This window comes from Acinetobacter sp. (assembly GCF_036659555.1).
Lineage (GTDB): Bacteria > Pseudomonadota > Gammaproteobacteria > Pseudomonadales > Moraxellaceae > Acinetobacter.
The window spans coordinates 1-3,894 of sequence record NZ_JAVXCI010000150.1; the positions used below are offsets into that span (position 1 = coordinate 1).

3 protein-coding genes are annotated in these 3,894 nt (G+C 51.7%); 2 read left to right on the forward strand and 1 reads right to left on the reverse strand.

The annotated features are described in order from the left end of the window. Nucleotides 1–88 precede the first annotated feature (88 nt). Nucleotides 89–1,102, reverse strand: a complete 1,014-nt coding sequence (gene lipA, locus RSA72_RS14085; protein ID WP_332624420.1) for a lipoyl synthase — start codon at nt 1,100–1,102, stop codon at nt 89–91. 208 nt (nt 1,103–1,310) lie between these two features. Between lipA and sthA the strand changes: the two genes are divergently transcribed. Both sthA and RSA72_RS14095 read left to right on the forward strand, forming a co-directional pair. Further along, nucleotides 1,311–2,726 (forward strand): Si-specific NAD(P)(+) transhydrogenase, encoded by a 1,416-nt coding sequence (gene sthA, locus RSA72_RS14090; protein ID WP_332624418.1) that lies wholly within the window; start codon nt 1,311–1,313, stop codon nt 2,724–2,726. A gap of 123 nt (nt 2,727–2,849) precedes the next feature. Further along, nucleotides 2,850–3,830 (forward strand): AAA family ATPase, encoded by a 981-nt coding sequence (locus RSA72_RS14095; protein WP_332624417.1) that lies wholly within the window; start codon nt 2,850–2,852, stop codon nt 3,828–3,830. The last annotated feature ends 64 nt before the right edge of the window (nt 3,831–3,894 follow it).

The window sequence follows — 3,894 nt, forward strand, 5'->3', positions numbered from 1 at the left end:
AAAGTCTAGAATTTAAAAAGAAAATGCCAGTCAATTTCTTAACTGACTGGCATTATGCATTTACGCGGGGCTTTTTATCATTTCAGCATTAAGCTTCAATAGTTTGCACGGCAATTTTTTTGGCCGGATCAGTTTTGCGGCGCACCATTGGCACAGGCTCGCCGTAATACTGGCGGTCAGCAAAGTAGCTTGAACGCACCATCGGCGCCGCCCAAATATTTTTAAAGCCCAGCTTCTGGCCGTGCGCAGTGTAGCGCTCAAACTCTTCCGGCGTTACAAAGCGGTCAATCGGCGCATGCTCTTTAGACGGCTGCAGGTACTGGCCAATGGTCACATAATCGACATCATGCGCTTTCAGGTCGTCCAGCAGCGCAAGCACCTCTTCTTCCGTTTCACCAATGCCGACCATTAAGCCGCATTTGGTTGGAACATCCGGGCAGTATTCTTTGAACATTTTCAGCAGGTTTAAAGAATGCTGATAGTCAGAACCTGGACGCATGGCTTTATACAGGCGCGGCACGGTTTCAATATTATGGTTGAACACATCCGGCGGGCACTCGGTCATAATGCGCAGCGCAATGTCCATGCGGCCGCGGAAATCCGGCACCAGAATTTCCAGCAAGGTTTTAGGGCTGAGTCCGCGCGCTTCCTTAATGCAGTCAACAAAGTGCTGCGCGCCGCCGTCCAGCAGGTCGTCACGGTCTACCGATGTAATGACCGCATATTTCAAGCCTAAATTGGCAATGGTTTCCGCCATGTGGCGCGGCTCATCCGGATCGAGCGCGTTTGGACGGCCGTGGGCCACGTCGCAGAACGGGCAGCGCCGGGTGCAGATATCACCCATGATCATAAATGTTGCCGTGCCGCCGCCGAAGCATTCCGGCAAGTTCGGGCAGGCTGCTTCTTCACAGACCGTATGCAGCTTTTGCGCGCGCAAGGTGGTTTTAATGCGCTGCACTTCATCCGGCGCCGCCATTTTCACCCGAATCCAGTCCGGCTTGCGCGGCGCTTCAACCGTAGGGATAACTTTTACAGGAATACGGGCGACTTTTTCTGCGCCGCGCAGTTTGACACCCTGTTCTGGTTTACGGTTTTCAGACATATTCAACTTTTCCACTGTTTTGACGGGGAGATATTCTAAAAAATAGCATCTTTATTATAGCGGAAATGCAAAATGATGGGGCAAAAATACTATTCATTTACTAAATGGAGCCATCACTTAATATATGTGAGCTAAATACAGCAAATTGCGCTTAATTGAGTCATAATACCCGCAAGATAAATGAAAAATTATTTTGAAGGAGCGTTGAATGCCACGTAAGAAAGAGGTCGTTAGTGGGACTTTCGTTAAGTACGATGCGGTAGTTCTCGGTTCAGGCCCTGCGGGTGAAGGCGCGGCGATGAAACTTGCTAAATCCGGAAAACGTGTTGCGATTGTGGATATGCGCGATCAGCTGGGCGGCAACTGTACGCACGTCGGCACCATCCCAAGCAAGGCGCTGCGTCAGACAGTATCCAGCATCATCCGCTATCAGCGTGATCCAATGTTCCAGAAAGTCGGTGAATGGAAACAGTTCACCATGAAGCAAGTGCTGCGCAATGCGCATAAAGTGATTCAGCTGCAAGTCGACACGCATTCACGCTTTTATGACCGCAATAAAATTGATATTTACCATGGCCGCGCCTATGTGCAGGACAAAAACACCATCCTCGTGTTCAGTGAAGACGGCTTCACAGAAACAATTGTGTTCAAGCAGCTGGTGATTGCGACCGGTTCGCGACCGTACCGTCCGGAAATTTTAGACTTCAACCATCCGCGGGTTTTTGATTCAGACAAAATTCTGGATCTGGACTTTTCAATTAAAAAAATCATCATTTACGGCGCAGGCGTCATCGGCTGCGAATATGCCTCTATTTTTATCGGCCTGGATCATAAAGTTGATTTGATCAACACCCAGCCTAAGCTGCTCAGCTATCTGGATGATGAAATTTCAGATGCCCTGTCTTACCACTTGCGCGAGCAAGGCGTCTTGATCCGCCACAATGAGCAGATTGACCATTTGGAAACGCACGATGATCATGTGGTCATGCATTTACAAAGCGGCAAGAAAATCAAAGCTGATGCGATCCTGTGGTGCAACGGCCGTTCAGGCAATACCGATGGACTGGGCCTTGAGAATATCGGCCTGAAGCCGAACAGCCGCGGCCAGCTGGCTGTCAATGACCAGTACCAGACTGACGTCGAAAACATCTATGCCGCCGGCGATGTCATCGGCTGGCCGTCACTGGCCTCGGCTGCCTATGACCAGGGGCGCTGCGCGGGCGCCAACATGAGCGGCGAACAGGACGTTGCGCCAGTGACGGATATTCCGACAGGCATTTACACCATTCCGGAAATTTCCTCTATCGGCAAAACTGAACAGCAGCTGACCGAGGAAAAAATTCCTTATGAAGTCGGCCAAGCGTCCTTCCGCCACTTAGCGCGCGCGCAGATTACCGGCGACACTGTTGGCGAACTGAAGATTCTTTTCCACCGCGACACTTTGGAAATTTTGGGCGTGCACTGCTTCGGCAATAACGCAGCTGAAATTATCCACATTGGCCAAGCGGTCATGAACAGCCCTAAAAATACCATTAAGTATTTTGTGGAAACCACCTTCAACTATCCGACCATGGCGGAAGCCTACCGCGTTGCGACATTGAACGGCATGAACCGCCTGTTCTAAGCGGTTTTTCAGCATAAGCCAAATGAAAGCCTGCAAGCCTACGCTTGCAGGCTTTTTTCTGATGCGGTAAAAATAAGCAGCAGCCCGCCAAAACCAAAACGCGCAGCCGCCTGAGAGGAAATTATGGCCATCCGTTCCGTTTCAATCCAAGGCTTCCGCTCGGTCAGGAATATCAGCCTTCCTTTATCGCAGCTGAATATCATCAGCGGGCCAAACGGCTCCGGCAAGTCAAATCTGTACAAGGCTGTGCGCTTATTGCATGAAGCAGCCAGCGGGCGCCTGTCCGCAGCCATTGCGGAAGAAGGCGGCATGCAGAAAGTCATGTGGGCCGGCGGGCAGCGCTATGGCGACCAGAAGAAAGCGCCTAAGCGGATGATCCTGTCGGCAGAAATGGAGCATTATGAATATCAGCTGGAGATCGGCTTTCCTGAGCCGCTGATCAGCCTGTTTGCGCTCGACCCTTTAGTGAAGAAAGAAGCGCTGTGGCTGAGCGGCTATCAGCGCCGGCCGGCCAGCATGCTGATGGAGCGCTTGAATCAGGCGGCCTTCCTGAAAAATGCAGATGGCGGACGGATCGCTTACCCGGCGTCATTGACGCAGGAAGACTCGCTGTTTGGGCAGCTGTCTGATCCGCATTTATATCCGGAAGTTTCTCAGGTGCGCGAAGCCATGCAAGGCTGGCGCTTTTATCATGAATTTTCGGTCAGCGCCCGCTCCACCATGCGGACGCCGCAAGCCGGCATACGCTCGCCGGTGCTGGCGCATGACGGGGCCAATCTGGCTGCGGCCTTTGAAACCCTGCGTGAACGCGGGCAAACAGAAACTTTATTTGCCGTGCTGGAAAAGGCTTTTCCCCATAGCCATTTTTATGTGGAAGCGCTGGGCGGGCGCTTTCAGATGATGATGAAGCGTGAAGGCATTTTGCGCGCGCTGGAAAGCGCGGAGTTTTCCGACGGCACACTGCGTTTCCTGTGCCTGGCGGTGGCGCTGCTGAGTCCAAGGCCGCCGAAATTCATGGCGCTGAATGAGCCGAAAAACAGCCTGCATCCCGACTTGCTGCCCGCCTTGGCAATGCTGATTGCGGAAGCCAGCTGCTATAGCTAAATACCAAAAAACTTATCACAGTATTTTTTGAACAGTTCATCAATGTCTTTTATTCGGAATTTAT